Annotated in this window: 17 protein-coding genes and 1 pseudogene; 3 read left to right on the top strand and 15 right to left on the bottom strand. The window is 62.4% G+C overall.

Annotated features, from left to right (window positions below; translation table 11 throughout):
- Positions 1–138: 138 nt before the first annotated feature.
- A complete protein-coding gene (locus U9J39_RS21050) occupies positions 139–1,356 on the bottom strand; it encodes an oxygenase MpaB family protein (protein WP_326347955.1) in 1,218 nt (405 codons plus the stop codon).
- Between the two features lie 334 nt (positions 1,357–1,690).
- On the opposite strand from U9J39_RS21050, the gene U9J39_RS21045 reads away from it, so the two are divergent.
- The gene (locus U9J39_RS21045) at positions 1,691–2,266 is read left to right on the top strand and encodes a TetR/AcrR family transcriptional regulator (RefSeq protein WP_326347975.1); all 576 of its coding nucleotides are present in this window, start codon (positions 1,691–1,693) and stop codon (positions 2,264–2,266) included.
- Between the two features lie 5 nt (positions 2,267–2,271).
- Here the strand turns inward: U9J39_RS21045 and U9J39_RS21040 are convergent.
- Together U9J39_RS21040 and U9J39_RS21035 are read right to left on the bottom strand one after the other, a co-directional pair.
- Positions 2,272–2,382: pseudogene (locus tag U9J39_RS21040) on the bottom strand (methyl-accepting chemotaxis protein); the annotation flags it as partial.
- Positions 2,383–2,478: 96 nt separating this feature from the next.
- Entirely contained in the window at positions 2,479–2,937 is a 459-nt protein-coding gene (locus tag U9J39_RS21035; protein ID WP_326347954.1) for a hypothetical protein, read from the bottom strand.
- A gap of 224 nt (positions 2,938–3,161) precedes the next feature.
- Between U9J39_RS21035 and U9J39_RS29470 the strand changes: the two genes are divergently transcribed.
- Positions 3,162–3,374: a SymE family type I addiction module toxin gene (locus U9J39_RS29470; RefSeq protein ID WP_442784915.1), complete on the top strand. Its 213-nt coding sequence runs from the start codon at positions 3,162–3,164 to the stop codon at positions 3,372–3,374.
- Between the two features lie 124 nt (positions 3,375–3,498).
- Here U9J39_RS29470 and U9J39_RS21030 read toward each other — a convergent pair whose 3' ends face one another.
- The 12 genes from U9J39_RS21030 to U9J39_RS20975 form a co-directional block, all read right to left on the bottom strand.
- Positions 3,499–4,347 (bottom strand): OST-HTH/LOTUS domain-containing protein, encoded by an 849-nt coding sequence (locus U9J39_RS21030; RefSeq protein ID WP_326347953.1) that lies wholly within the window; start codon positions 4,345–4,347, stop codon positions 3,499–3,501.
- 201 nt (positions 4,348–4,548) lie between these two features.
- Complete coding sequence (locus U9J39_RS21025; RefSeq protein WP_326347952.1) at positions 4,549–6,270, bottom strand: hypothetical protein; 1,722 nt, start codon at positions 6,268–6,270, stop codon at positions 4,549–4,551.
- Between the two features lie 98 nt (positions 6,271–6,368).
- Complete coding sequence (locus U9J39_RS21020; protein WP_326347951.1) at positions 6,369–7,829, bottom strand: hypothetical protein; 1,461 nt, start codon at positions 7,827–7,829, stop codon at positions 6,369–6,371.
- A gap of 589 nt (positions 7,830–8,418) precedes the next feature.
- Complete coding sequence (locus U9J39_RS21015; RefSeq protein ID WP_326347950.1) at positions 8,419–10,203, bottom strand: hypothetical protein; 1,785 nt, start codon at positions 10,201–10,203, stop codon at positions 8,419–8,421.
- Positions 10,204–10,503: 300 nt separating this feature from the next.
- Positions 10,504–11,688 carry a ribonucleotide-diphosphate reductase subunit beta gene (locus U9J39_RS21010; protein ID WP_326347974.1) on the bottom strand — a complete coding sequence of 395 codons (1,185 nt, stop codon included), beginning with the start codon at positions 11,686–11,688 and terminating at the stop codon, positions 10,504–10,506.
- Between the two features lie 145 nt (positions 11,689–11,833).
- On the bottom strand, positions 11,834–11,977 hold the full coding sequence (locus tag U9J39_RS21005) for a hypothetical protein (protein ID WP_326347949.1): 144 nt from the start codon (positions 11,975–11,977) through the stop codon (positions 11,834–11,836).
- Between the two features lie 152 nt (positions 11,978–12,129).
- Entirely contained in the window at positions 12,130–15,069 is a 2,940-nt protein-coding gene (locus U9J39_RS21000) for a ribonucleoside-diphosphate reductase subunit alpha (RefSeq protein ID WP_326347948.1), read from the bottom strand.
- A gap of 493 nt (positions 15,070–15,562) precedes the next feature.
- The gene (gene ampD / locus U9J39_RS20995) at positions 15,563–16,183 is read right to left on the bottom strand and encodes a 1,6-anhydro-N-acetylmuramyl-L-alanine amidase AmpD (protein WP_326347947.1); all 621 of its coding nucleotides are present in this window, start codon (positions 16,181–16,183) and stop codon (positions 15,563–15,565) included.
- Complete coding sequence (locus U9J39_RS20990; protein ID WP_326347946.1) at positions 16,180–17,811, bottom strand: sigma-54-dependent transcriptional regulator; 1,632 nt, start codon at positions 17,809–17,811, stop codon at positions 16,180–16,182. The genes ampD and U9J39_RS20990 overlap by 4 nt, the downstream gene beginning before the upstream one ends.
- Before the next feature lie 24 nt (positions 17,812–17,835).
- Entirely contained in the window at positions 17,836–19,998 is a 2,163-nt protein-coding gene (locus tag U9J39_RS20985) for a sensor histidine kinase (RefSeq protein WP_326347945.1), read from the bottom strand.
- Positions 19,995–20,312 (bottom strand): PP0621 family protein, encoded by a 318-nt coding sequence (locus tag U9J39_RS20980; RefSeq protein WP_326347944.1) that lies wholly within the window; start codon positions 20,310–20,312, stop codon positions 19,995–19,997. The genes U9J39_RS20985 and U9J39_RS20980 overlap by 4 nt, the downstream gene beginning before the upstream one ends.
- A 6-nt stretch (positions 20,313–20,318) precedes the next feature.
- On the bottom strand, positions 20,319–21,266 hold the full coding sequence (locus tag U9J39_RS20975; RefSeq protein WP_326347943.1) for a cytochrome C assembly family protein: 948 nt from the start codon (positions 21,264–21,266) through the stop codon (positions 20,319–20,321).
- Positions 21,267–21,408: 142 nt separating this feature from the next.
- Here U9J39_RS20975 and ffh point away from each other — a divergent pair, with 142 nt between their 5' ends.
- Positions 21,409–22,803 carry a signal recognition particle protein gene (ffh, locus tag U9J39_RS20970; RefSeq protein WP_115710869.1) on the top strand — a complete coding sequence of 465 codons (1,395 nt, stop codon included), beginning with the start codon at positions 21,409–21,411 and terminating at the stop codon, positions 22,801–22,803.

Here is a 22,803-nt window from a genome sequence, read left to right as displayed (position 1 = left end):
CTCTGCCTTTTCTTTGTTAGTCGGCATTCCGATCAAGCGGTACACCTCCAAGGATGTCGATTTCGCGTTGATCTTCTACGCTCGGTCGTTTCGCCAACGTCGGCCAAGCCCAAGGTGGCTTCGGCAGTGTCGCCGCCGTCACGCACCCGCAAGCGTCCTGGGCATCCCCGCTCCCGAGTACGCACTCAGGTTGTGCTGATAAGTCGTCTCCCCCTTGAGCGCCGCGATCTGCTGATCGAACGCCGCCAGCGTGGCGGCGATCTTGCCCTGCCGGACCTCGGGGTCACTCCGCTCAAGCAGGCGCTGGTATCGGTTCGAATTGGCGAAGACCGGCATCAGCCCGCTCCACCAGTTGCGTTGCACGCCCAGCTTGTCGGCAAAGTCATCGCCGTGGAACAGCCGGCAGAAAGCGTGCATCAGACCCACCGCCGCGTCTGCGGGCATGCCCAGGGCAGGCCCCAGGCGTTGGGCGGCCGCATCCAGCATCTTGGCCGTCAGCGTCGCGGCGGCCTGATCGGGCTCGCCGGCGGCTGCATCGATCAGCGCCAGCATTTCCGCGCCGGACGCCTGGTCGGTCACCCGGCGGTAGTAGCGGTCTTCAATCCCCAGCAAGTGGGCCACCAGTTGCCACACGTGGTAGAGGTCGCGGAACTCGTCGGCATCAAATTCAATGCCGATCTTCTCCAGCGCGTTGAAGGGCACGTAGGTGAAATCCAGCCACGTGCGCAACATATCGAGCTGGCTGATGGGCATGCCGCGTTGCGTGGTGTCCCATCCGCGCGCCAGCAAGCCGACCCGGACGCGGGCGTGCAGAATGCGAACCTGCAAGGTATGTATATAGCCCGGCGCGCCGGCCGCCAGGCCGCCCGGGCGCAGCGTCTGCTGCTGCCAGACGGCCGTTTCCAGCAGGCGCCGCGGCGATTGCGCATCCAGGTTGCCGGTGGCCATCAGTACGCTGGCAATGGCCGGAGAACTATAGGTATGCGCCAGCGACCCCGGCCCAAGCGAGATGCTCGTCCACAGCGCGCCAATGCTCAGATAGGCTTCGGCCCCGCGCCGTATGCGTTCGGGATCCACCCACGGCGGAATCGATTCGGCCTGCCGGAGCAAGGTGTCGATGGCCTCGGGCGGGCTCGACAGGCTTGCGCGCCCTTCCCGCAGGCCCGCTTGCAGGATCGCCGGATGGCCGGCCTGTCCGCTGTTCAGCGCGGCGATGGCCGCATCGGCCAGCGGATCGGCGCTGGCGGCCATTTCCATCACCAGCGCCGCGGCTTCGGCGCCGAAACGCGCCGCAAGCGCGGCCTGGTCAATTGCACGGCCCGGCAACGCGGGGGACAGCCTGCCATCATGCGACATTCGGGTCTCCTGGATCGGCGGGAGAGCTGCATGCAGCCCTCTTATAATTCTTGGCCAAATGGACGGGTCGTTCTATAACAAGAACGATAAAGGAAACGACATCGTTTCCTTTATAGGACGCCCGATGCCGATGCGCAAGTCCATGCTTTCCCTATGCGCAGATGCGGGCCGCATCTGCCGTGGCACTCCCCCAATCAGGCCGACAGCGGAGAACAGTATTGCAATGCGCAAGGGCAGAGAAACCGCAATGACGGCGGCGCCATCCGGACAACCACCCGTGCGGCCATCCGGACGTCCCTCGCTGGAACGGGCCGGGCAGCTTGCCGACACCATCATGGATCACGCCACCCGGCTCTTCATCGAGCATGGCTTTGGTGCCACCAGCGTGGAGGCCATTGCCGCCGCCGCCGGCATTTCCAAGAAGACCTACTACACCCGCTTTGCCGGCAAGGCAGAAGTCTTCGAGGCGGCCGTGCTGCGCTACGTGGCGCAGAACCTGCGAACCGGACAGCCGGCGCAAGCCGACAGCGAGCCGCTGGAGGAACGCCTGGTCCGCATGGCCTGCGAGCTGCTCGAATGGATCCTGCGACCCGAGGTCCTGGGCCTGTATCGCGTGACGATTGCCGAAGCACCACGGTTTCCACAACTGGCCCGAACCGTAGTCGACTTCGCCATCCTCGGCGCGGCACGCTCATTCGAGCCGGTATTCCGCACATGGGCTGCCGGCAATCCGAGCGATGACGAGATCGCCTTCGTGGCCTCGCAGTTCCTGCAGAGCGTGGCGGCCGAGCCGTTCCATCGGGCGGTTCAGGGATTGGATGCGGCGGGGTTGGATGCGCCGCGGCGTGAGAAGGTGCGGCGTGCTGTTCGGTTGTTTTTGCGGGGGTTTTCGGAGCGGGGTGAGGGGTGACCGACCGCGTCGGCAAGCCGCATCAACGCCAGAAGATTGGTCTGGAAGGCAATGCCTTCGATCACGCCGACGATATCGGTCACCTTGGCCGAGTGGTCCGCGATCTCCTGCTTGGTGGGCCACCTGGAATCGGAATGAGTCGGCAATCCCAGGTGCTGCGATGGGAATTGCTGGCTAGGCTTGCCGTGGAAGCTGAAGGCGGGCGCAGGCGATCAGGGCTTTGGCGGGATCTGCGCGAGCGCGGCACTGAGCGCTTCGGATACATATCGTTTCAGCAAATCGGAGGACCGGGCCTGCATGGCGCGGCCGACCTCATTCTGCATACTCGCGAGCTTGGAGACGGATGGAGATGCCCTACCTAGGGTGGTCAGGGAGTGCAGTTCGTCTGCGGTGAATCGCTCTGCGCAGATCTGTGCGAGGTTCTGATCCCATTGCGGCTGGTATTTGGGCCGCACGCGTTTTAGCTCCGCGCTGACTACTGCGTTGGCACGGTCAGAGCCAAGAGACTTCTCGATAGCGCCGTAGGTGCCCGTCTTTTTGGAGACAGCCTCGGCAAGGGTCGTCATGTTGATGCCGATGTTGCGCTGGGTGATGAGAGCCAGCGCGGCATCGGTGGCGTCGCTTGCCATTGCTGACGAGCAAGTGAATACGATAGCCGCGATCAGCAGCATCCAACTGAAACGCCAGTGGGTCGCTGTCCGTAAGCGGCAGTAGTCTGTGCACATTGCGTCTTACTCCACCAGTTGGTAACGGCGTTGCTTCCCAGGCGTGCATCTATAGAGGGTGGCTGTCACCACGGCGAGCATGTAGGCTTCTTCTCGTCAAGTGCCGAACACACTCCAGCAACGGCTTTACCGCGCCCGGACAGCTTGCGGTGACTTTCTTCCAAGCCGCTATGACAAAAGAATTCTTGCCGTATGTTCGCACTCTTACGACGGGCCTCACTCACTTCCCTGTCACACCAAGTGGTAACAATGGCTTCACCGGTCTCCGAGCAGTTCCCTGGATCCGATTAAAGGGCATCTGGTTAGAGAGGGCGGGCTTTACTGTTGGGCGAACTGCCAGGATCGAGGTGCGGCAAGGTCAAATTATTATCTTCGCCGAATAGCTCCTCGTGGCGATGCGGGTCCGAAGTACCAACATGGCTGTGATCGGCATCGCCTTATCACCCGTTCACTTGAATTCAGCATAGGTTCTAGCGCCCTGCAACGAGCCCTTCGTTGCTCTGCCCACTACCTTTGCCTCTCGCGAATCCAAGGCGCGCGCGGAGCGCTTTCGTCCGCAAAGTACTGCAAATCAAAAACTCGCGACTCGTGAAGGACTTGCGGCCATGTCCTGCAACCGTATTTCGCTGGCACTTGCTCTGGCTGCTTGCTTTCGACTAGCGCGATCACGTGATCAAGTCTCGTCCACTCTCCGGAGTCGAGTTCTGAGATCGCATTGCGAAGCGCCTTGACAATTCCGGCCGCCTCCCAAGTGACTGTCCCATCGGGTGCTATACCGTTCATAACAAATTCACTGAACGCCGGTGTTTGCACGAAGGCCGCAGTCGCGAGTTTCGCCTCATCCATGCTTTTTGCCCAAGCGTGCAATAACTCATATTGCCTGCCAATCAGAGATAGGCAATCGTCTAGATGGACGCAAACAGCGGAACAGCCACCGACTGATTGGAGGTCAAATCTATCGAGGAAATGGTGTACAAGGTCGTTTCGTAAAGCGACCAGATGAGTTAGATCCGATGCTGCCTTTGCATAGGCATCAGATGACATTTCAATAGAGCACTTATAGCGAAGCGTGACCGATTCGATTGGCAGCTTGCTGTCGTCTTCGGTGATGGAAGTTGCCCCATCAATCGTGAGATACGATTTCAGAAGCACGCCTATCAGGGTTCCAAGCGTTTTCGTTGCGTATTCATCGGCACGCTGTGCATGGTTCTGCTCTAATTCGTGTGCCGGGCCACCAAGTTCATGGGTAACAACAACAGCCTTTGCTAGCCTCTCAAATTGCTGCAGCCGAAGCAGGCAGCGGCCGAGAAGTCGCTGAACTTCTTGCTGCAGCGTTGGCAGATCGTTAGTCTTCATGGTGCTGACTTGGCAGAAAGTTTTTACCCTCTTACAGTTCGGATCAGATTTTTCAAGAAAGCGAAAGGGGGACAGATCTATTTCCGAAATAGATCTGTCCCCCTTTTTTGTTGGAACCGCGGCGACGCTTTCCTCGTCGCCGCTTCTCGCCTCAATGCATTTCCGGTTCCGCGGCGCAAAAAGTCTACGCCGCTTCATTCGCTACGAGCCCTTCTGGTAATAGCCGGTGAGTTTCGGCGTCGTCTTGACGCCGCCTCCGGCTATCGTGGCCGCGCCGCCTCGCTCGATAAGCCTCTTGCGCGCCCCGCCCAGCGAGACGGCGATACGAGGATAATCTGGCTCCAACTCGGGATAGTCGTCATTGAGCCATTTCGGGAACGCCAACGACGGAACCAACCTGATCCTTTTTCCCCGCACAGTCATCTCTCCCTCGGCCAGCTCTCGCACCATTGGCAGATTCGCGCCGCCTCCGGTCAGCACAACCGTCAGATATCGGCTGGGATCGGCGACGATCCAGTCCGTCCAACTGTCGTCGACCTTTTCCAAAATTTGTTGCATCGTCTTTTTTAGAGAGCTGCCAAAGCTTTTCACTTGATCCAACGATCGATACTCTTCTAGCTCGATCATAACGTCGTCGATTTCAGGCAACGCGATTGTCACAAAGCCTTCGTTGAACAACGTCTCCTTGTGGTCGCGAATCGTAAGTTCGAGTTTGCGCTGGATTCGCACGCGGTCCGGATTCTCGGGCTCGATGCCGGCCTTCTTCAAGATGAACCGGATGAGCAACCTGTCCAAGAAATTGCCGGCCTCCGTGATGCCGATCGCCGCTCCATCCGCCTCCAGGGAGCTGTTTTTTCCGTGCTCCGGGTCGACGACGATTCGATAGAGACCGAGATCGCTGGTGCCCGCGCCGACGTCAACCACCATGACCATCGAGTCCATTCGACTTGTCGGCTTAAGCAGCGAGCCGGCAACGCCGAGAGGCTCGGTGATGTCCTCCCCGACATACGGATAAGTCTTTCCTCCCTTGCTGCGCAACTCGGCCAGCACGCTGACAAATTCTGTGAGATGCACCCCTTGCGTCAGCCTGTCGTCAAACGTGTCCGCCATCACTTGGGCCTCGCCAAGCAACAGACGAAGACGATGTGCGGTCTCTCGCGATTTGTCGGCTGGCAAACATGGCATCGCGAATCGCCTCTTGATGTTTCGCGGAAGCCCCAATTTGTCCAAGCACTTGGTCATCGCCCACGTCAAGAAGGTCAGGTAGGCTAAAACGACATCGTCATAGACAATCTGGACCTCCCCGGCTATTGGGTTGAACACTTCGCCAACCCGTTCGTTCAAACCGTCCTCGGACAATCGCCGCTTCATGTTGTCGAGCCGCTGGCGCGAGCCGTCAGCGGCTTCAATCAACGAGCGGTCCACGGCCGCCTTACCAAACCATATGAGACCGTGGTTGTCGATATATACGGACGAAATCAGCATCGTCAGGCTGATCTCCTCTTGGTCTCCCGGAACGCCAAGGTTCAGCACAGTGACATCTTCGAACCCCGATCCTGTATCGTCCTCGACGAGGCTCGCCTTCGACATCGCTGTCCCGAAGTCCAAGCAAACTCGCACGTTGCCAGCGGGCGGCGGGAGGCTCAAAACACTCAGGTCCAGATCCGGGGCTTCGCGCAGGATCATGCTCGGAGTTGCGGCAACGACCTCGGCGACAGCAACATCGGCATTTTCGACGGCCGTGTCGGCAACAAGCGCCTTGACGTGCCCCGCGTCGGCAGTGGTGGCGACCTCTATCGCTTTAATGCACTCCGCGTCGAGCAAAACCTGTGTTGCCGGAGGGCTCAGCACCGCCGCAACCGCCGATGCCCCCGAAAGAGTGTCGAGGGCGAACCGCAGTGCCGCCATCTCCTCTTTTGTCACCACCCTCCTAATTGGTAATCCCCGTCTTCCGATTGCTTGATCCGGTTCAGCAGATTCCTGAAAAGAATCTTGGCTTCGATCGCATCCATATCTTTTCCTTATTCTTCGGGCTCTACCCATGGCTTGACCAACGTTTTAATCTTCCCCGCGAACTCCTTTTGAACCCCGTCCCGCACGACCTTCACTCTTCGGACCCCCGGCTGATGGCCTCCCAGCATTTCGTGTTCAAGCGGGTTGTATTCGACCCGCGCTCCCCGAAGGCTGGTCGTGGTGAGCTTGCGCATTCGCGCCAACCGTCGGGCGATTTGAGCCATTTCCATATACCCGGACACTGCTTTCTTTAAGGTCGAAGCGAGAACCGAATCGTCGATTTCAAGCAGAGGAATCGCGTCGCGGCCCAGTTTTTCCATCGCGTCCTTGTTGCTCTCGACCTCGACCAGCAGAGCCCCAATCTGCTGGTCTTCGGTGTTGCCGACCTTGTGCTCGACGGTCCTGCGACTGCTCGTCGTCTCGCCGCCGGAGTTCCACCACTCCCGAACATCCGGATCGAGATCGCGGGCGTCCTTGAAGTGCCGCTTAATCGCCACACCGACTTGGGCTCGCGAACCGAAGGCCGCTGAGAGGGCGGCCATTATGCGAATGTCTGTCCGGCTTTGCCTCGCGATGACCAAGGCCGCTTCGAGCATGTCCACCCGCAGTCGAACGATGGCTTCTGATTGAGCGATAAATTCGCTCCATGCGGAGCTCCCGACCGCCTTCTTACCCTGCTCGACCGCAGCATACATCTCCGCGTGCAGCGCATGAGAGAAGCGCATCTCGATCATCCGTGCGAGGACGACGAAGGCCCCTTCGAGCACCGAGAACGAGACGTTGGAGCCGGCCGCCTCATAGTTGCCTCGAAGAAAAACCTCCAAGCAATCTGAAAGCGCCAAGCCGGGCGCTTCGCCGACCGCCCCCTGCCACTCCCTTAGCGCGTCCGAGAGTTGCGCGAAGACGCGTCTAACCCGCCTGTATCTCGTTTCCGTGTTTTCGATGGAATTAAGCAACGAGGCGTGATTTGCCAGGGCCGCGAGCGTGCTGCCGACCGAGTCGTAGCACGTCAGGGCCGTAAGAAGGAGTTCCTTACGCGCGTTCTCGGCGGTATCGAGAGCCAACGACTCTCGGATGCAGTAGTCCGCCAGCCAATCGCCACGAGCGTGTCGAAGGCTTTGTGCGGCGTATGTCCGCTCGTCGCCCTTTAGCGCATCAAGCGAAGGAGGCTCAGACGCAAGCATTTCCGGCAACCGGCCGAACACCTGACCCTCGCGAGTCCTCGCGACAGCCGCCAGGCGGCCCAAAACTGCTGCTGCGGTCAAGCGAGTCTCTTGGTCGCCTGTCTCTGCGAGCTCGTAAATTCGATCGCATAGGCGATCAAGATTGGCGCCCTTTATCAGCGCTTGAATCCTTTGCTGCGCCATTTCCGCAGTCAGAATCTCCTGCACCCGACGCAAGTCAGTTGCGCCCAGCACGCCCCGGAGAATCGCGCCTGTGTTGGTTCCGTCATCGTGCGCGTCTGCCATTCGCCGCCTTGCTTCCGTTCGTTGTTTGTTGGATTGACTATCTAGCGGGCTCGTTGAGCCTTTCTATCGCGCCATCGCCGCTGACCAGAGAGCAAATCGATTTGGCGCCGAATTGCTGCAGACTGGCCCGCGAACTGCGGCCCAACGAGCTATTCTATCGCCGCTCTTCGGTTTTCCAATTGCCGCTTGCCCTTATAGTCTCCGTCGCTGAGACGCGTTTGCGTGCCAGAATCGGAATAGGAGAAGACGCCAGCAGTAGAGTTCAGCGAACGTAATCGGGTCTAGGCCGCTCATCGAAATCAACCGCTGGAAAAAACGGCTCAGTGAGCCTTTCGGGAATCGTCATGACGGCGGCCTCGAGCCAGCGTTCCTGCGTCCGCGCTTTTCGGCTCTTTTGGTTAGCCGATCCTTCAGCATTCCTGAAGTCCAGGCGTCCGGTTCAGGCTCTTCAGCGGCCACCGGAGCGGGTGGCTAACGTCTGAACAAAAGGGGACAGATCGATACTGCCCCTCTCTCCTTGAAGTAAATCTGCCCCCCTTCCCCCCTTGTTTAAATAGATCTACCCCCTTCCCCTCCAATAGAGCAACGACTACGGCTGACAATACACGATCGGGATGACGTTATACTCTTTCGCTGCGTGCGCAAACGAGGAAAGTATCCAGAATAATTGGGTGATATTTCCCCGTACCGCTTGCCCTGCCGCCATACGCCCAAACTCGTGGGCAATTTCCGCCTTAGATATAAACGAGCACGCCAAAATACACTTTCGGATTACACGATAATCCGCAAGGATATCTTGAATGTAATCTCCAATATTTTGCAGCGACGCCTGCCTCCTTATTCTTGCTATCGCAGACGCCACATTGTCGCGGGAGTAGCTTGTTATAAATTTTTCATTGTATTTCTTCTCAAACGCCTCCTTGGTAAAGTACATATTCCCAAGGTTCTTAATGCCTTGACCGACAACGTCGTGGAGTTTGCTCGCGGAGGTACTAGTGGAATCGGCGTGTTTAGAGTGGATGAATGTAATGCACGGATCTGCCTTACTAAGGGTTATGTGGTCAGCCCACTCGACGCCCAAGTCGTCACAAAAAACCCAATCATCATTACCATGAGTGTTCTCTACAACCCCGAAAACGCTGCCAGCATCGAAAGAACCATGCGCAGCGGAGATCGTCCCTTTTTCCGAAGTAGCCGCACAGATATCTTGCAATGGGTGCAGAATATTGAGGATACTACCGATCTCTGAAGTTCCTGCAGCATCCTCATAGCATCTCCCCATAAAATACATGTACTTGGGATCCATGAAGCTAATGCTGTACAGACCATGTTTTATAATGTATTTTTGAAGAGAAACCTCTTTTCCCTGGCTGAGCAGCCTAACCCTCTGCAGCGGCTTTGATATAAAAGTAATGGATTTTTCGTTAACCCTTAGGCGCGAACCTTTTGGAGCCCCCTCAATGGCACTTTGGACGTTGACGTCATAAACCCTTTCCAAAAAACGAAATATTACCCGCTGACGTTGTCTCGAAAGCTCAGATATACTTCCATCCTTCCTCTTGTAACGAAGCTCTAACCCGCCCAAGACTATTCGATCATAAAGGGTTGCAGCCTCAATCAATAAGGCATTAGGTTGGGTAGCAGCAAGAACTGCAGAAAGAATAGCCTGCTTCGCAAAAGACCGCAAAAAGTCCTTGTCCTGTGCCGGGTTCGATAGCAAATCAACTTGTTGGTTGATCCAAACAGCTATTTCGTTCATTGACGACCTATCGGCAGCCTCAACAATACGTCCCGACGAGGTAGATATGGTCTTGATGTTGTCGCCGTCACGAATCTTCAGAAAATATGGAATCGAGCGGCCAGCCGCATGGGACGACAGCAGGCCCTTGAGGTCTGCCGCCTCATACGATCTCGCTCTCAGGGCTCTATCGGAAATAGTCATATTTCTGATAGAAATTTTCTGGAAATCAACTTTACTGTCTTCGAAAGACGCATTCAGTACATCTGAATCCACTGAATCGAAATTCACCTCGACTGCGGAAGATATATTCGCACAAGATTTTTTCAATACAACGATGAATCCGCGAATCTCTATGATTATGATGAAGGAATAAATAATATCCCTCAATTCATCATTATCAGACCAGAAATACACCTCCCGATCGGACTTGAAAACACGCACCGAAAAAGAGTACGGAACATCCGTTTGAGGAACCACTGAGGCCTGGCGATAAGTGTCGACCAAATAATCGCTACCAGCCACTATATTGTGCGACGCTGCTTCCAAGACCGCCGTTACAGCCTGCTCGACGCCCACTCCGTTCTTAAGAGTAAAGAACTGAGCATTTCGCGTCAGCTTCAGACGATGAGGCATAATCTTCGACCCTTTATTCTATACTTCGTACAAATATCGGCGTCCTGCCTTTCTATACTGACCAGCAGTATCTAGCTATTCAAACCCTACGACGGTTGTTTGTTGACCCGGCAAAGCGAAAAAAAGGTGCGTCGATCAAACGACCGCCGCACCTTCTGAATCCTCGAGGAGTTCCGTACCAATCGCCACATGCGGCGAAATGCGCTGAAGGCACTACGCCGTCATTGCAAAGGCGAATCTGCTGAGAAAAAGCAGTTCATCTGCCGTTCGTCGCCACAACAAAAGTCAGCGTCAGCAGCCTCAATCCCAGCTCAACGCCCCACCCGTCTGATACTCAATAACCCGCGTCTCAAAGAAGTTCCTCTCCTTCTTCAAGTCAATCATCTCAGACATCCACGGGAACGGATTCTCCTCATTCGCGAACAACTGATCCAACCCAATCTGCTGGCACCGCCGATTGCAAATGAACCGCAGGTACCCCTTAAACATCGGCGCATTCAACCCCAGCACCCCACGCGGCATCGTGTCCTCCGCATAGCGATACTCCAGGTCCACCGCCTTCTTGAACAGCTCAGTAATCTCAGCCTTGAACTCTGCCGTCCAAAGATGCGGATTCTCCAGCTTGATCTGATTAATCAGGTCGATACCAAAATTGCAGTGCAGCGACTCATCCCGCAGGATGTACTGATACTGCTCCGCAGCCCCAGTCATCTTGTTCTGCCGCCCCATCGCCAGGATCTGCGTAAAGCCCACATAGAAGAACAGCCCTTCCATGATGCAGGCAAACACGATCAGGCTCTTCAGCAGCTTCTGGTCATTCTCCGGCGTGCCGGTCTTGAACGACGGGTCGGTCAGCGTGTCGATGAACGGGATCAGGAACTCGTCCTTGTCGCGGATCGACTGCACTTCGTGGTACGCGTTGAAGATCTCGGCTTCGTTCAGGCCCAGCGATTCAACGATGTACTGGTAGGCGTGCGTATGGATGGCCTCTTCAAAGGCCTGGCGCAGCAGGTACTGGCGGCATTCCGGCGCGGTGATCTGGCGGTAGGTGCCCAGCACGATGTTGTTGGCGGCCAGCGAGTCGGCGGTGACGAAGAAGCCGAGGTTGCGCTTGATGATGCGGCGCTCGTCTTCGGTCAGGCCGTTGGGGTCTTTCCACAGGGCGATGTCGCGGGACATGTTGATTTCCTGCGGCATCCAGTGGTTGGCGCAGCCGGCCAGGTACTTTTCCCACGCCCACTTGTACTTGAACGGGACGAGTTGGTTGACGTCGGTCGAGCCGTTGATGACGCGCTTGTCGGCGGCGTTGACGCGGCGGTTGCTCTGCGCGGCGGCGGCGTTGGGGTTGTTGCCCAGGATGCCGGCTTGCGTGGCGCTCGGCGGCAGGACGCCTTGCTGGTCGGCCGTGGTGGTGGCGGCAGCGGGTTGCAGGGCAGGCTGCTGTGCGGCCTGCGGGGTGGCGTCAACGTCGTCCCAATTTAGCATCGTCATATTCTCCTATTCAGTCCAATCGCATTCTGTGAGCTACCAAGCGTCTACAGGGGCGCATCTCTACATCTCTTTCCTTCGCAGTCTTCAAAAAAACTGCAAAGGAAAGAGAAGGGCCTTGCGGCCCTTCCGTTACTTCTGATTACTTCGAAGGCTTAGCCGGCGTGCGCCTAATCGTCTCCACCGTAGTGGTGTTGGGACGGCGCTGCGCCTCACGCACCGGAATGAACTGCCCATTTCCTGCGTCGCGGCCAATCTTCTGAGGGGGCGGGGTCTTCTTGGACATCCCAATCTCCTTCAAAAAGCTTCGCACTAACTTGGCGTGCTCCGGTGCTAAGATCCGTTTGCCCAACGATGCCGGAGGGCCAAAGGTCTAGTGCCTTAACCTTCAGCCTTGTTGCAAAGCCCGCGGTGTTCCACCACCGCGGGCTTTTTCTTTTACTGGCAGGCTTCGCACTCTTCAAAGCCAGGATCACCCGGGCGCATCGTGCAGACCGCGCCTTCGGCTTCCGGCATGGCCGGGGCCGATGCGGCCGCCGCATCCAGGGCGGAGCCGCTGTCGCTGCCCGACGACACTGCGTTCAGCGAGCCGCGCGACACGGTGGACTTCTCCACGTGCGTCGCAGCCATGGTGCGCAGGTAGTAGGTGGTCTTCAGGCCGCGCAGCCAGGCCAGCTTGTAGGTGTCGTCCAGCTTCTTGCCCGAGGCGCCGGCCATGTAGATGTTCAGCGACTGGGCCTGGTCGATCCACTTCTGGCGACGGCTTGCAGCTTCCACCAGCCAGGTCGGCTCCACTTCGAACGCGGTGGCGTAGATGTCGCGCAGGTCTTGCGGAATGCGGTCGATGCGCGACAGCGAGCCATCGAAGTACTTCAGGTCGGCAACCATCACTTCGTCCCACAGGCCGCGTTCCTTCAGGTCGCGCACCAGGTAGTCGTTGACCACGGTGAACTCGCCCGACAGGTTGGACTTGACGTACAGGTTCTGGAAGGTCGGCTCGATGCAAGCGGACACGCCGATGATGTTCGAAATGGTCGCGGTCGGGGCGATCGCGATGCAGTTCGAGTTGCGCATGCCGTGCTGCTTGATGCGGGCGCGCAGTGCATCCCAGTCCATCGTGCTGGACAGGTCCACTTCCAGGTAGCCGCCGCGCTCTTCGGCCAGCAGCTTGAGCGAGTCTTGCGGCAGGATGCCACGGTCCCACAGCGAGCCTTCATAGGTGCTGTAGCGGCCGCGCTCTTCGGCCAGCTCGGTCGAAGCCTGGTAGGCGTAGTAGCACACCGCTTCCATCGAGGTATCGGCAAACTTGACGGCGGCGTCGCTGGAGTACGGCGTGCGCAGCACGTGCAGGCAGTCCTGGAAGCCCATGATGCCCATGCCGACCGGACGGTGGCGCAGGTTGGAATTGCGCGCCTTGTCCACGGCGTAGTAGTTGATGTCGATCACGTTGTCGAGCATGCGCATGGCGGTGCGCACGGTCTTCTGCAGCTTGGCGTGATCCAGCGCGTAGGTGCCGTCGGCCTGCTTCGCCATGTGGGCGACCAGGTTGACCGAGCCCAGGTTGCACACGGCGATCTCGCTCTCATTGGTGTTGAGCGTGATTTCCGTGCACAGGTTGGAGCTGTGCACCACGCCCACGTGCTGCTGCGGGCTGCGGATGTTGCACGGATCCTTGAAGGTGATCCACGGGTGGCCGGTTTCGAACAGCATGCCCAGCATCTTGCGCCACAGTTGCAGCGCCGGCAGCTTCTTGAACAGCTTCAGTTCGCCGCTGGCGGCCTTGGCTTCATAGCCCAGGTAGGCCTTTTCGAATTCCTTGCCGACCTTGTCGTGCAGGTCCGGGCAGGTGGCGGGCGAGAACAGGGTCCACTCGCCGCCTTCCATCACGCGCTTCATGAACAGGTCCGGAATCCAGTTGGCCGTGTTCATGTCGTGGGTGCGGCGGCGGTCGTCGCCGGTGTTCTTGCGCAGCTCCAGGAATTCTTCGATGTCCAGGTGCCACGTTTCCAGGTAAGCGCAGACGGCGCCCTTGCGCTTGCCGCCCTGGTTCACGGCCACGGCGGTGTCGTTCACCACCTTCAGGAACGGGACCACGCCTTGCGACTTGCCGTTGGTGCCCTTGATGTGCGAGCCCAGCGCGCGCACGTTGGTCCAGTCATTGCCCAGGCCGCCGGCAAACTTGGACAGCAGCGCGTTTTCCTTCAGCGCTTCATAGATGCCTTCCAGGTCGTCCGACACGGTGGTCAGGTAGCACGACGACAGCTGCGAGCGGCGGGTGCCGGAGTTGAACAGGGTCGGCGTGGATGACATGAAGTCGAACGACGACAGCAGCTGGTAGAACTCGATGGCGCGCGCTTCGCGGTCCTTCTCGTTCAGCGCCAGGCCCATGGCCACGCGCATGAAGAAGGCCTGCGGCATTTCGATGCGGGTTTCATCGATATGCAGGAAGTAGCGGTCGTACAGGGTCTGCAGGCCCAGGTAGTTGAACTGGAAGTCGCGGCCGGCGTCCAGCGCGGCGCCCAGGCGGGCCAGGTCATAGGTGGCCAGCTTTTCGTCCAGCAGCTCGGCTTCGATGCCGCGGGCGATGAACTTGGGGAAGTACTCGGCGTAGCGGGCCGACATCTCCGACTGGGTCACTTCGGTGCCCAGGATTTCCTTGCGGATGGTGTGCAGCAGGATGCGGGCGGTGACCTGGCTGTAGTCCGGGTCCTTTTCGATCAGGGTACGCGCGGCCAGGATGGCGGAGTCGTACACCTGCGTCATCGGCACGCCTTCGTACAGGTTCTTCAGGGTTTCCTTCAGGATCGGCTCGGCGCTGACGGCATCGCCCAGGCCGGAGCAGGCGTTGTCGATCAGGGCGTGCAGCGCGACGATGTCCAGCGGCTTGGTCACGCCGGCGTCGGTCACGTTGATGCTGATGCCGGCTTGCTGGACGCGAGCCACGGCCTCGGCGCTGGCACTGGCGCGCTCTGCCTTGCGCTTTTCGCGGTACAGCACGTAGGCGCGTGCGACTTCATGCTCGCCCGAGCGCATCAGCGACAGTTCGACCTGGTCCTGCACGTCTTCGATATGGATGGCGCCACCGCTCGGGCGGCTGCGCACCAGCGCGCGCACCACGTTGTCGGTCAGCTGCTCGACGATCTCGCGCACGCGCGCGCTCGCGGCGCCCTGCCCGCCGTTGACGGCGAGGAAGGCCTTGGTCATGGCAACGGCGATCTTGGACGGCTCGAACGCCACCACGGCACCGTTGCGACGAATGATCTTGTGATCCGGGTAATTCGTGGTCGCGGCGCTGGGGGTCTGCTGCGTGGTCGAAGCCTGGTTGGCAACGCCGGCGGCGGCGCCACCCGTGGTGATTTCGTTCTGGGCCGTTTGCATGAGAACTCCTGTTTTTACCCTGGCAATAAGAGACAAAAGAGTCCCTGGCGAAATGCGGCGAAAAAGAACGTCCCTCCCGGCTGCATAGCGGGTGCGACAGACTGCCTTTACGTGAACATTTCGCCAGGGACTCTTGTGATGCCGACCTTGCGGGGAGGTTTGCAGTCGATGCGCGAACTTCGCGGCTGCTGCCTCGCTCTTGGGGCCGGCTCCCCGGTTTGACTACTAGATATAGTGTGTGACGCGGAAAACTGGGCTAAGTATAGTGAAACGAATCCGAATGACCAGTCTTGACAACCGCTATTTCGGGAACGCCGGCGGCTGTGCGGCAGCGCCACATGCCCGCAAGCCTAGTACTCGCAAGGGTTTCGGCCAGACCGTTCGCAACTGCACATTTCACAAAAATTTTTTTGATTGTTGCTAGGTTGCGATAGCCCCACACGGACGTGGGGCATGTGTGCCGGGATGGGGCGCACTAGGGCGGGGAATGACGTCACGAATCCGTCACATGCCCTGTGGCACCCGGGCATTGGTAGGGCAGCATGCCCGGCGCCACGCCGGCCTGTCTGGCAAACCGCGCCCAGTCGAAATGCGGGCCGGGATCGGTCTTCCGGCCCGGCGCGATGTCGCTGTGGCCGGCAATCGCGCGGACCGGGTAAGCGGCCATCAGCGCGGGCACCAGCGCGGCCACGGTGTCGTACTGGGCTGTGGTGAACGGCAGGTCGTCGCAGCCCTCGATCTCGATGCCGATCGAAAAATCGTTGCAGCGCGCGCGGCCGAAGAAGTCTGACTGCCCGGCATGCCAGGCGCGCTGCGTGCACGGCACGAACTGCACCAGTTCGCCCGTGCGCGTCACCAGGAAGTGCGCCGACACCTGGACCTGGTGGATGGTGGCAAAGAACGGGTGCTTGTCGGGATCGAGCCGGTTCTGGAAGAAGGCCTCGATGTCGCCGCTGCCGAACTGGCCGGGCGGCAGGCTGATGTTGTGCAGCACCACCAGGTCCACCGGCATGCCGTCCGGGCGCGCGTCGAAATTGGGCGACGGCACGCGCCGGGCGGCGGGCACCCAGCCGTCGGCATCGGGCAGATAGGACGAAGGCGCGGGCGCGGTCATGGCGTGCCCTCGCCTTCCACGGCGCCGCGGTCGCCAGCGTCCATGGCCTCGCGGATGCCCAGCTGCTGGATGCGGTAGCGCAGCTGGCGCAGGTTCAGGCCCAGCAGCGGCGCGGCCGCGGTGCGGTTGAAGTTGGTCTGCGCCAGCGCCTGCAGGATCAGTTCGCGCTCTACGGCTTCCAGCCTGGCGGGCAGGTCGATCGGGAAGACGATGCCGCGGCAGGCGCGCTCGGCGGGGTCGCCGGCAGGCTCGGGGTCGGGCACGGCGGCAGCGGCCGCCGGTGGCGGCTCGGCCGGAACCAGCGCAGGCGTGGCGGCGGCCGGCGCGGCGCCGCCCGCTGCCGTGCCCCATGGCGCATAAGGGTATGGCGCCACCGGCTGCGGCACCATCGCCGGCGCCGGCGCCGGCATCAGCCCGGCGCGCCCGGCGCCCGCGTCCAGCGGCCCCAGGTCGGCCAGTTCGATGTCGTCGCTCTCGGCAAACGCGTAGGCGCGCTCGAGCAGGTTTTCCAGCTCGCGCACATTGCCCGGGAACGGATAGGCCGCCAGCCGCTGCAGCGCCGCCGGCGACAGCCGCTTGGGGTGCGCATCGCCGTAGCGCACCGCCAGGTGGTCCAGGATGGCGCGCGCCAGCACCGGGATGTCTTCGCCGCGCTCGCGCAGCGTGGGCATGCGCAGCGCCAGCACGTTCAGCCGGTAATACAGGTCTTGACGGAACTGCCCCGCCGCCACCATCGCGGCCAGGTCCTTGTGGCTGGCGCACATCACGCGCACGTCGACGGCGTCTTCGCGGCTGGCGCCGATCTTGCGCACGCGGCGCTCCTGCAGCGCGCGCAGCAGCTTGACCTGCATCGGCAACGGCAGGTCGGCCACTTCGTCGAGCAGCAGCGTGCCGCCGTTGGCGGCCTGGAAGAAGCCGCCGCGCTCGGCATCGGCGCCGGTGAACGCCCCTTTGACGTAGCCGAAGAACTCGGACTCCATCAGGTTTTCGGGGATGGCGCCGCAGTTGACGGCGACGAACGGATGCGCGGCGCGCGCGCTGGTGGCGTGGATGGCGCGCGCGGCGCGCTCTTTGCCGCTGCCGGATTCGCCGCTGATCACCACCGGCGCCATGCTGCGCGCCAGCCGCGACAGCGAGCGGCGCACCTCCTGCATCGCCGCGGAATGGCCGGGCAGCAGCGCCGCGGCGCGGTCGGCGGCCTGCTCGGCCGCCGCTGCGGCGTCGGCATCGGCGTTGTCGCGCGGTTGGCGGCCCAGTGCATTCAGCACCAGGCTGCGCAGCTGCTCCAGCGACACCGGTTTGGCGATGTAGTCGAAGGCGCCGGCCTTGAGCGCTTCCACGGCGTTGTCGGCGCTGCCGTAGGCGGTGATCACCGCCACCGGGATGCGTTCCGGCGCGGCCGACAGCTGGCGCACGATCTCGATGCCCAGCCCGTCGCCCAGGCGCATGTCGGTCAGCACCAGGCTGTAGGGGCCCTGCGCCAGCTTTTCGCGCGCCTCGGCCAGCGAGCCGGCCAGCACCACGTCATGGCCCATGCGGCGGATGGAGATGTCCAGCAGCTCGCGCAGGTCGGCCTCGTCGTCGATGACCAGGATGGGATCGGGCGCGCGGGACATTCGGGGTGGCATGGGTGATGGCGGAATGGAGACGGGTCAGACGGCGGCCGCCGCGGCAGCCTCTGCGCTCTCGATGCGCAAGGTCAGCACGAAGGCCTTGCCCGGCAGTGTATCGCGCGCGCTGGAGGCCAGCATGCCGGTGCGCTCGATCAGCGCCGGCAGCGAGATGGTGCCGTAGCGCACCTGCGCGTCATTGGCGCCGCACAGCTCGCGCGCCATGAACAGGCCCAGCCCGGTGCCCTGGGCGTTGCTGGTGAAGAACGGCTCGAACAGGCTGCGCTGGTGTTCGCGCGCCACCTCGGCGCCGTCGTTCCAGACGATCAGTTCGGCATGGTGCTGGTCCAGCGCGTGCGCCAGCAGCCGGATCGAGCCGGGCAGCCGGCTGCAGTAGCGCCAGGCGTTGTCGAGCAGGTTGCCCAGCACCTGCTGCAGTTGCGAGGCATCGAACACCACCGGCTGGGCCACGTCGACGGTCAGGCGAATGGCATTGGCGTTGACGTCGGCGCGGCCCGCCGGGCGGGTCTCGCCGGCGCGCGGGCGGCGCTGGCGCATTTCGGCGCGCCAGCGCTCGACGATCTCCGGCAGCGCCTGCGCCAGGTGCACGGTGCTGCGGCCAGTGCGCGGGCGGCGCGACATCTGCAGCACGTCGGACACCACCTGGTCCAGCCGGCGCACGTTGTCGTGGATGATGCGCAGCAGGCGGGCGTCGATATCGACATCGGCGGCGCCCGGCTCCTGCGCGGCCAGGTCCTGCGCGACCGGATGGTGCCGGCCGGAATCGCCCAGCAGTTCGCTGGCCTGGCTGATCGCCGCCAGCGGGTTGCGGATCTGGTGCGCGATGCTGGCCACCAGCCGGCCCATGGCGGCCAGCTTTTCCTGCTGCACCTGCTCGGCGATGCGTTCCCAGCTTTCGATATGGACCAGCACGGTGTCGCGCATCTCGCTGCGCAGCAGCGCCTCATCCTCCTGCGACCACGCCATCGCCTCGTTCTGGGCGATGGCCAGGCGCAGGCGCGCGGCGGCTTCGGGCGACAGCTCGTTCCACGCGGCGGTATCGAGCGCGGCCGGCACGGTGCGGCCATGCGCCATGGTCGAACGCAGCCCGGCCAGGCCCGGCAGCACAAAGCGCAGCCGCAGCCGGGTATGCTGCATGGTGCCGTCGGCCAGCGCGGCGCCGGAAGCCATCGGCAGCAGCTGCAGGATGCGCGGCACGTCGTCCTTGCTGCGCAGCCAGTCGCGCAGCATTTCCATCAGCGGCTGCAGGCGCGGGATGCGGCGCAGGTCGAACAGCACGGTATCGCCGCCGCCCGGCCCGGTTTGGCCGCCGGGCGCGCCACCCAGCTTGCGCGAGTAGATGCGCTCATGCGGCTGCACGCCCAGCAGCACCACCGCGGCGGGATTGGCGGCCACCACCGCGCCGTTGGCACGCACCAGCATCACGCCGTCCTGCATGTCGTTGACCATCAGCCGGTTGACCAGCTGCTGCAGGCGCAGCTCCTGCTCGCGCGCCAGCGCCAGGCGCTCCTGTGCAAGCTGCCGGTTGGCCAGCATGTACATCAGCAGCGCGGCGATCATGAACACCAGGCCGAACAGGCCCGAACCCAGCAGCCCGGCATCGGCCTGGCGCAGCAGGATGGTGTGCATGAAGGGCCCGCTCATCACCACCAGCGCGGAAATCGCCGCGGCAAACAGCGCGAACAGCAGGCTGGTCAGCGCGCCGGCTTCCAGCGCCGGCAGCAGGAAGATCATGGCCAGGCCCTCGGCGTGTCCACCCCGGCCCAGCACGCTGAAGACCAGCGCCAGCAGCGCCAGGTCGGCCAGCACCTGCACCCGCACGCGCAGGTGGAAATGCCGGCGCCACAGCGTGCCCGCCAGCATCGCCAGGGCAATGCCAAGGTAAGGGACGGCGACGGCCATGGCCGCCGCATGCTCGATCCCGCCCATGGCCTCCAGGCCGAAAGGCAAGGCGGGGATGGCGGCAGTGAAGGGGGAAGCGGCCGTACCGGCAACGCCGGCGGGCGGCTCGCCGCGCCGCATCAGCGCAAAGCCGACCAGCAGCAGGCCCACGGCGACGCGGGTCCAGCAGAAATAGCGCAGCAGGCGCCAGTGGAAGTCAGGCGGCTCGGGCTGGCGCCACAGCCGCGCCAGGCCGCGCCAGGCGTTCAGCCGCTGCCAGGCCGACGGCGCCGGCTGGGTCATGGGCGCGGGCCGCTGCTGCCGCTGCCGCTCTCGCTGCCGTCGCTGCTTTCGGTGCGGCTTTCGTCGGGCAGGTGGCTGCGCCGGCAGTAGTGCAGGCCGCGCCAGGCAATGGCGTCGCCCTGCGGCAGGTGTACGCCACACTGGGCGCACTGGACCATGCGCTCGGCGGCGGCGTCGGGCATGCCGGCCGCGGCGTGGTCGCTGGCCTCGCGCGCCTGGCGGGCGCGATGCTCGGCCAGCCGGGCCTCGGCGCGGGCGCGCAGCCACCAGAAGACGCCCAGCACCACGGCCAGCAGGATCAGGATACGTGCCATGGCAAATCAGAGCCGGTGCAGGACGACTTCAATCACGAAACGGCTGCCGACATAGGCCAGCAGCAGGATGCCGAACGACGCGATGACCCAGCGCAGCGCCACCTTGCCGCGCCAGCCGCGGAAGATGCGCCCGGCCAGGATGCCGCCGAACATGGCCCACGAGACCAGCGCGAACACCGTCTTGTGGTCCAGCCGGAAGGCGCGCCCGAACAGCTCTTCGGAAAACAGCAGGCCCGAGCCGATGGTCAGCGTCAGCAGCACGAAGCCGGCGCCGATCAGCCGGAACAGCAGCTTCTCCAGCGTCAGCAGCGGCGGCAGCAGGTCCAGCCAGCGCCCCAGCCACTGGCTGGGCTGCGGCGCCGACGGCCGCGCCGGCGCGTGGCGGAAGCCGTGCAGGCGGCGCTCGGCCAGCAGCATCAGGAAGGCATGGAAGGCGGCCAGCGTGAACAGCCCGTAGGCCACGTTGGCGATGATGAAATGCAGCTTGAACAGCGGCCGCGCCGCGTAGCCCAGGATCTGCGAGCCGGGAAAGGCCAGCGGCATCAGGCTGGCCACCAGCGCCACCGGAATCACGATCAGTCCCAGCCCCGCCAGCGAAAAGAAGAAGCTCTCGATCCAGTAGATGCCCACGCCCAGCCACAGCATGGCCGACAGCGCGAAGGCGAAGCCGAACATCATGCGCTCGGCCGGGAAGATGGTTTCATGCAGCAGCATGCCGTGGCTGGCCAGCGCGGCCAGCATCAGCACGTGCCACCACGCCGGGCGTCCCTCGCCGTGGGCGCCGCCGGCCGGGGGGATGGGGCCGCCGCCCGCCACCAGCACGGCCGCGGCCGAGTTGCCCGCCGGGCCGGTGGAGCCGGCAGCAGCGGCCACGCGCGGATGGCGCGTGGCCCAGCCGTGCCAGGCCAGGCCGCAATAGAGAAGTGCCGTCAGGGCATACAGTACAATGACCATTTACGCAGTTTACCTTAGTGCCCACGGACGGTGGCGGCCCGCTTGAACCGGTGTGACCGGTGTTCCAGGCCTTCCCCGTGTGCCGGACCGCGTCCGATTTTCAGCCCCGAGCCCTGCTCCGACTTCTCCCCCGATTCCTGCCATGCTGGACAATCTCACTCAACGCCTGGCGCGTGTGGTCAAGACCATGCGCGGCGAGGCGCGCCTGACCGAGGCCAACACCGCCGAGATGCTGCGCGAAGTGCGCCTTGCCATGCTCGAAGCCGACGTGGCACTGCCGGTCGTGCGCGAATTCGTGGCCCGCGTGAAGGAAAAGGCCATGGGCGAAGAGGTGGTCAGCAGCCTGACCCCGGGCCAGGCCCTGGTCGGCGTGGTCCAGCGCGAGCTGACTGCGGTGATCGGCGGCGCCGAGGCCGCCAGCGGCAACAATAAAGAGTCCGAGCTGAACCTCGCGGTGCAGCCGCCCGCCATCATCCTGATGGCCGGCCTGCAGGGCGCGGGCAAGACCACCACCGCCGGCAAGCTGGCCAAGTGGCTCAAGGAAAACAAAAAGAAGAAGGTGCTGACGGTCTCGTGCGACGTCTACCGCCCCGCCGCCATCGCCCAGCTCAAGACCGTGTCCGAGCAGGTCGGCGCCGAGTTCTTCCCGTCGCAGCCCGACCAGAAGCCGGTCGACATCGCCCGCGCGGCGGTGGACTGGGCGCGCAAGCATTACCACGACGTGCTGATCGTCGATACGGCCGGCCGGTTGGGTATCGACGAGGCGATGATGCAGGAAATCGCAGCGCTGCACGCCGAACTGAAGCCGGCCGAAACCCTGTTCGTGGTCGATGCCATGCTCGGCCAGGACGCGGTCAACACCGCCAAGGCCTTCAATGACACCCTGCCGCTGACCGGCGTGGTGCTGACCAAGCTGGACGGCGATGCGCGCGGCGGCGCGGCACTGTCGGTGCGCCATATCACCGGCCGCCCGATCAAGTTCGTCGGCGTCGGCGAAAAGCTCGATGGCCTGGAGCCCTTCTTCCCGGACCGCATGGCCCAGCGCATCCTGGGCATGGGCGACATCCTCGCGCTGGTCGAGGAAGCCCAGCGCGGCGTGGACATGGAAGCGGCCGAGAAACTGGCCAAGAAGATCAAGAAGACCGGCGACTTCGACCTGGAAGACTTCAAGGCCCAGATCGGCCAGATGAAGAAGATGGGCGGCCTGGGCAGCCTGGTCGACAAGCTGCCGGCGCAGTTCGCGCAGCAGGCGCAGGGCGCCAACATGGACCAGGCCGAGAAGCAGGTGGCGCGCATGGAAGGCATCATCAACAGCATGACGCCGGCCGAGCGCGCCAAGCCGGACCTGATCAAGGCCAGCCGCAAGCGCCGCATTGCCGCGGGCGCCGGCGTGCCGGTGCAGGAGGTCAACCGCCTGCTCAACCAGTTCGACCAGATGCAGTCCATGATGAAGAAGCTCAAGGGCGGCGGCATGATGAAGATGATGCGCCAGATGGGCGCGATGAAGGGCGGCATGAAGGGCCTCTTCAACCGCTGA

Origin of the sequence: Cupriavidus sp. SS-3, assembly GCF_035818815.1 — a bacterium.
GTDB lineage: Bacteria > Pseudomonadota > Gammaproteobacteria > Burkholderiales > Burkholderiaceae > Cupriavidus > Cupriavidus taiwanensis_C.
Note: the sequence above shows the minus strand (reverse complement) of the source record. Positions and strands in the feature narration are given on the sequence as shown.

What these genes read in the sequence shown, in the direction of transcription:
- U9J39_RS21050 (WP_326347955.1), bottom strand. Translation starts at nt 1,356, where the DNA reads ATGTCGCATGATGGCAGGCTGTCCCCCGCGTTGCCGGGCCGTGCAATT.
- U9J39_RS21045 (WP_326347975.1), top strand. Translation starts at nt 1,691, where the DNA reads ATGGATCACGCCACCCGGCTCTTCATCGAGCATGGCTTTGGTGCCACC.
- U9J39_RS21035 (WP_326347954.1), bottom strand. Translation starts at nt 2,937, where the DNA reads ATGCTGCTGATCGCGGCTATCGTATTCACTTGCTCGTCAGCAATGGCA.
- U9J39_RS29470 (WP_442784915.1), top strand. Translation starts at nt 3,162, where the DNA reads ATGACAAAAGAATTCTTGCCGTATGTTCGCACTCTTACGACGGGCCTC.
- U9J39_RS21030 (WP_326347953.1), bottom strand. Translation starts at nt 4,347, where the DNA reads ATGAAGACTAACGATCTGCCAACGCTGCAGCAAGAAGTTCAGCGACTT.
- U9J39_RS21020 (WP_326347951.1), bottom strand. Translation starts at nt 7,829, where the DNA reads ATGGCAGACGCGCACGATGACGGAACCAACACAGGCGCGATTCTCCGG.
- U9J39_RS21015 (WP_326347950.1), bottom strand. Translation starts at nt 10,203, where the DNA reads ATGCCTCATCGTCTGAAGCTGACGCGAAATGCTCAGTTCTTTACTCTT.
- U9J39_RS21010 (WP_326347974.1), bottom strand. Translation starts at nt 11,688, where the DNA reads ATGCTAAATTGGGACGACGTTGACGCCACCCCGCAGGCCGCACAGCAG.
- U9J39_RS21005 (WP_326347949.1), bottom strand. Translation starts at nt 11,977, where the DNA reads ATGTCCAAGAAGACCCCGCCCCCTCAGAAGATTGGCCGCGACGCAGGA.
- U9J39_RS21000 (WP_326347948.1), bottom strand. Translation starts at nt 15,069, where the DNA reads ATGCAAACGGCCCAGAACGAAATCACCACGGGTGGCGCCGCCGCCGGC.
- ampD (WP_326347947.1), bottom strand. Translation starts at nt 16,183, where the DNA reads ATGACCGCGCCCGCGCCTTCGTCCTATCTGCCCGATGCCGACGGCTGG.
- U9J39_RS20990 (WP_326347946.1), bottom strand. Translation starts at nt 17,811, where the DNA reads ATGCCACCCCGAATGTCCCGCGCGCCCGATCCCATCCTGGTCATCGAC.
- U9J39_RS20985 (WP_326347945.1), bottom strand. Translation starts at nt 19,998, where the DNA reads ATGACCCAGCCGGCGCCGTCGGCCTGGCAGCGGCTGAACGCCTGGCGC.
- U9J39_RS20980 (WP_326347944.1), bottom strand. Translation starts at nt 20,312, where the DNA reads ATGGCACGTATCCTGATCCTGCTGGCCGTGGTGCTGGGCGTCTTCTGG.
- U9J39_RS20975 (WP_326347943.1), bottom strand. Translation starts at nt 21,266, where the DNA reads ATGGTCATTGTACTGTATGCCCTGACGGCACTTCTCTATTGCGGCCTG.
- ffh (WP_115710869.1), top strand. Translation starts at nt 21,409, where the DNA reads ATGCTGGACAATCTCACTCAACGCCTGGCGCGTGTGGTCAAGACCATG.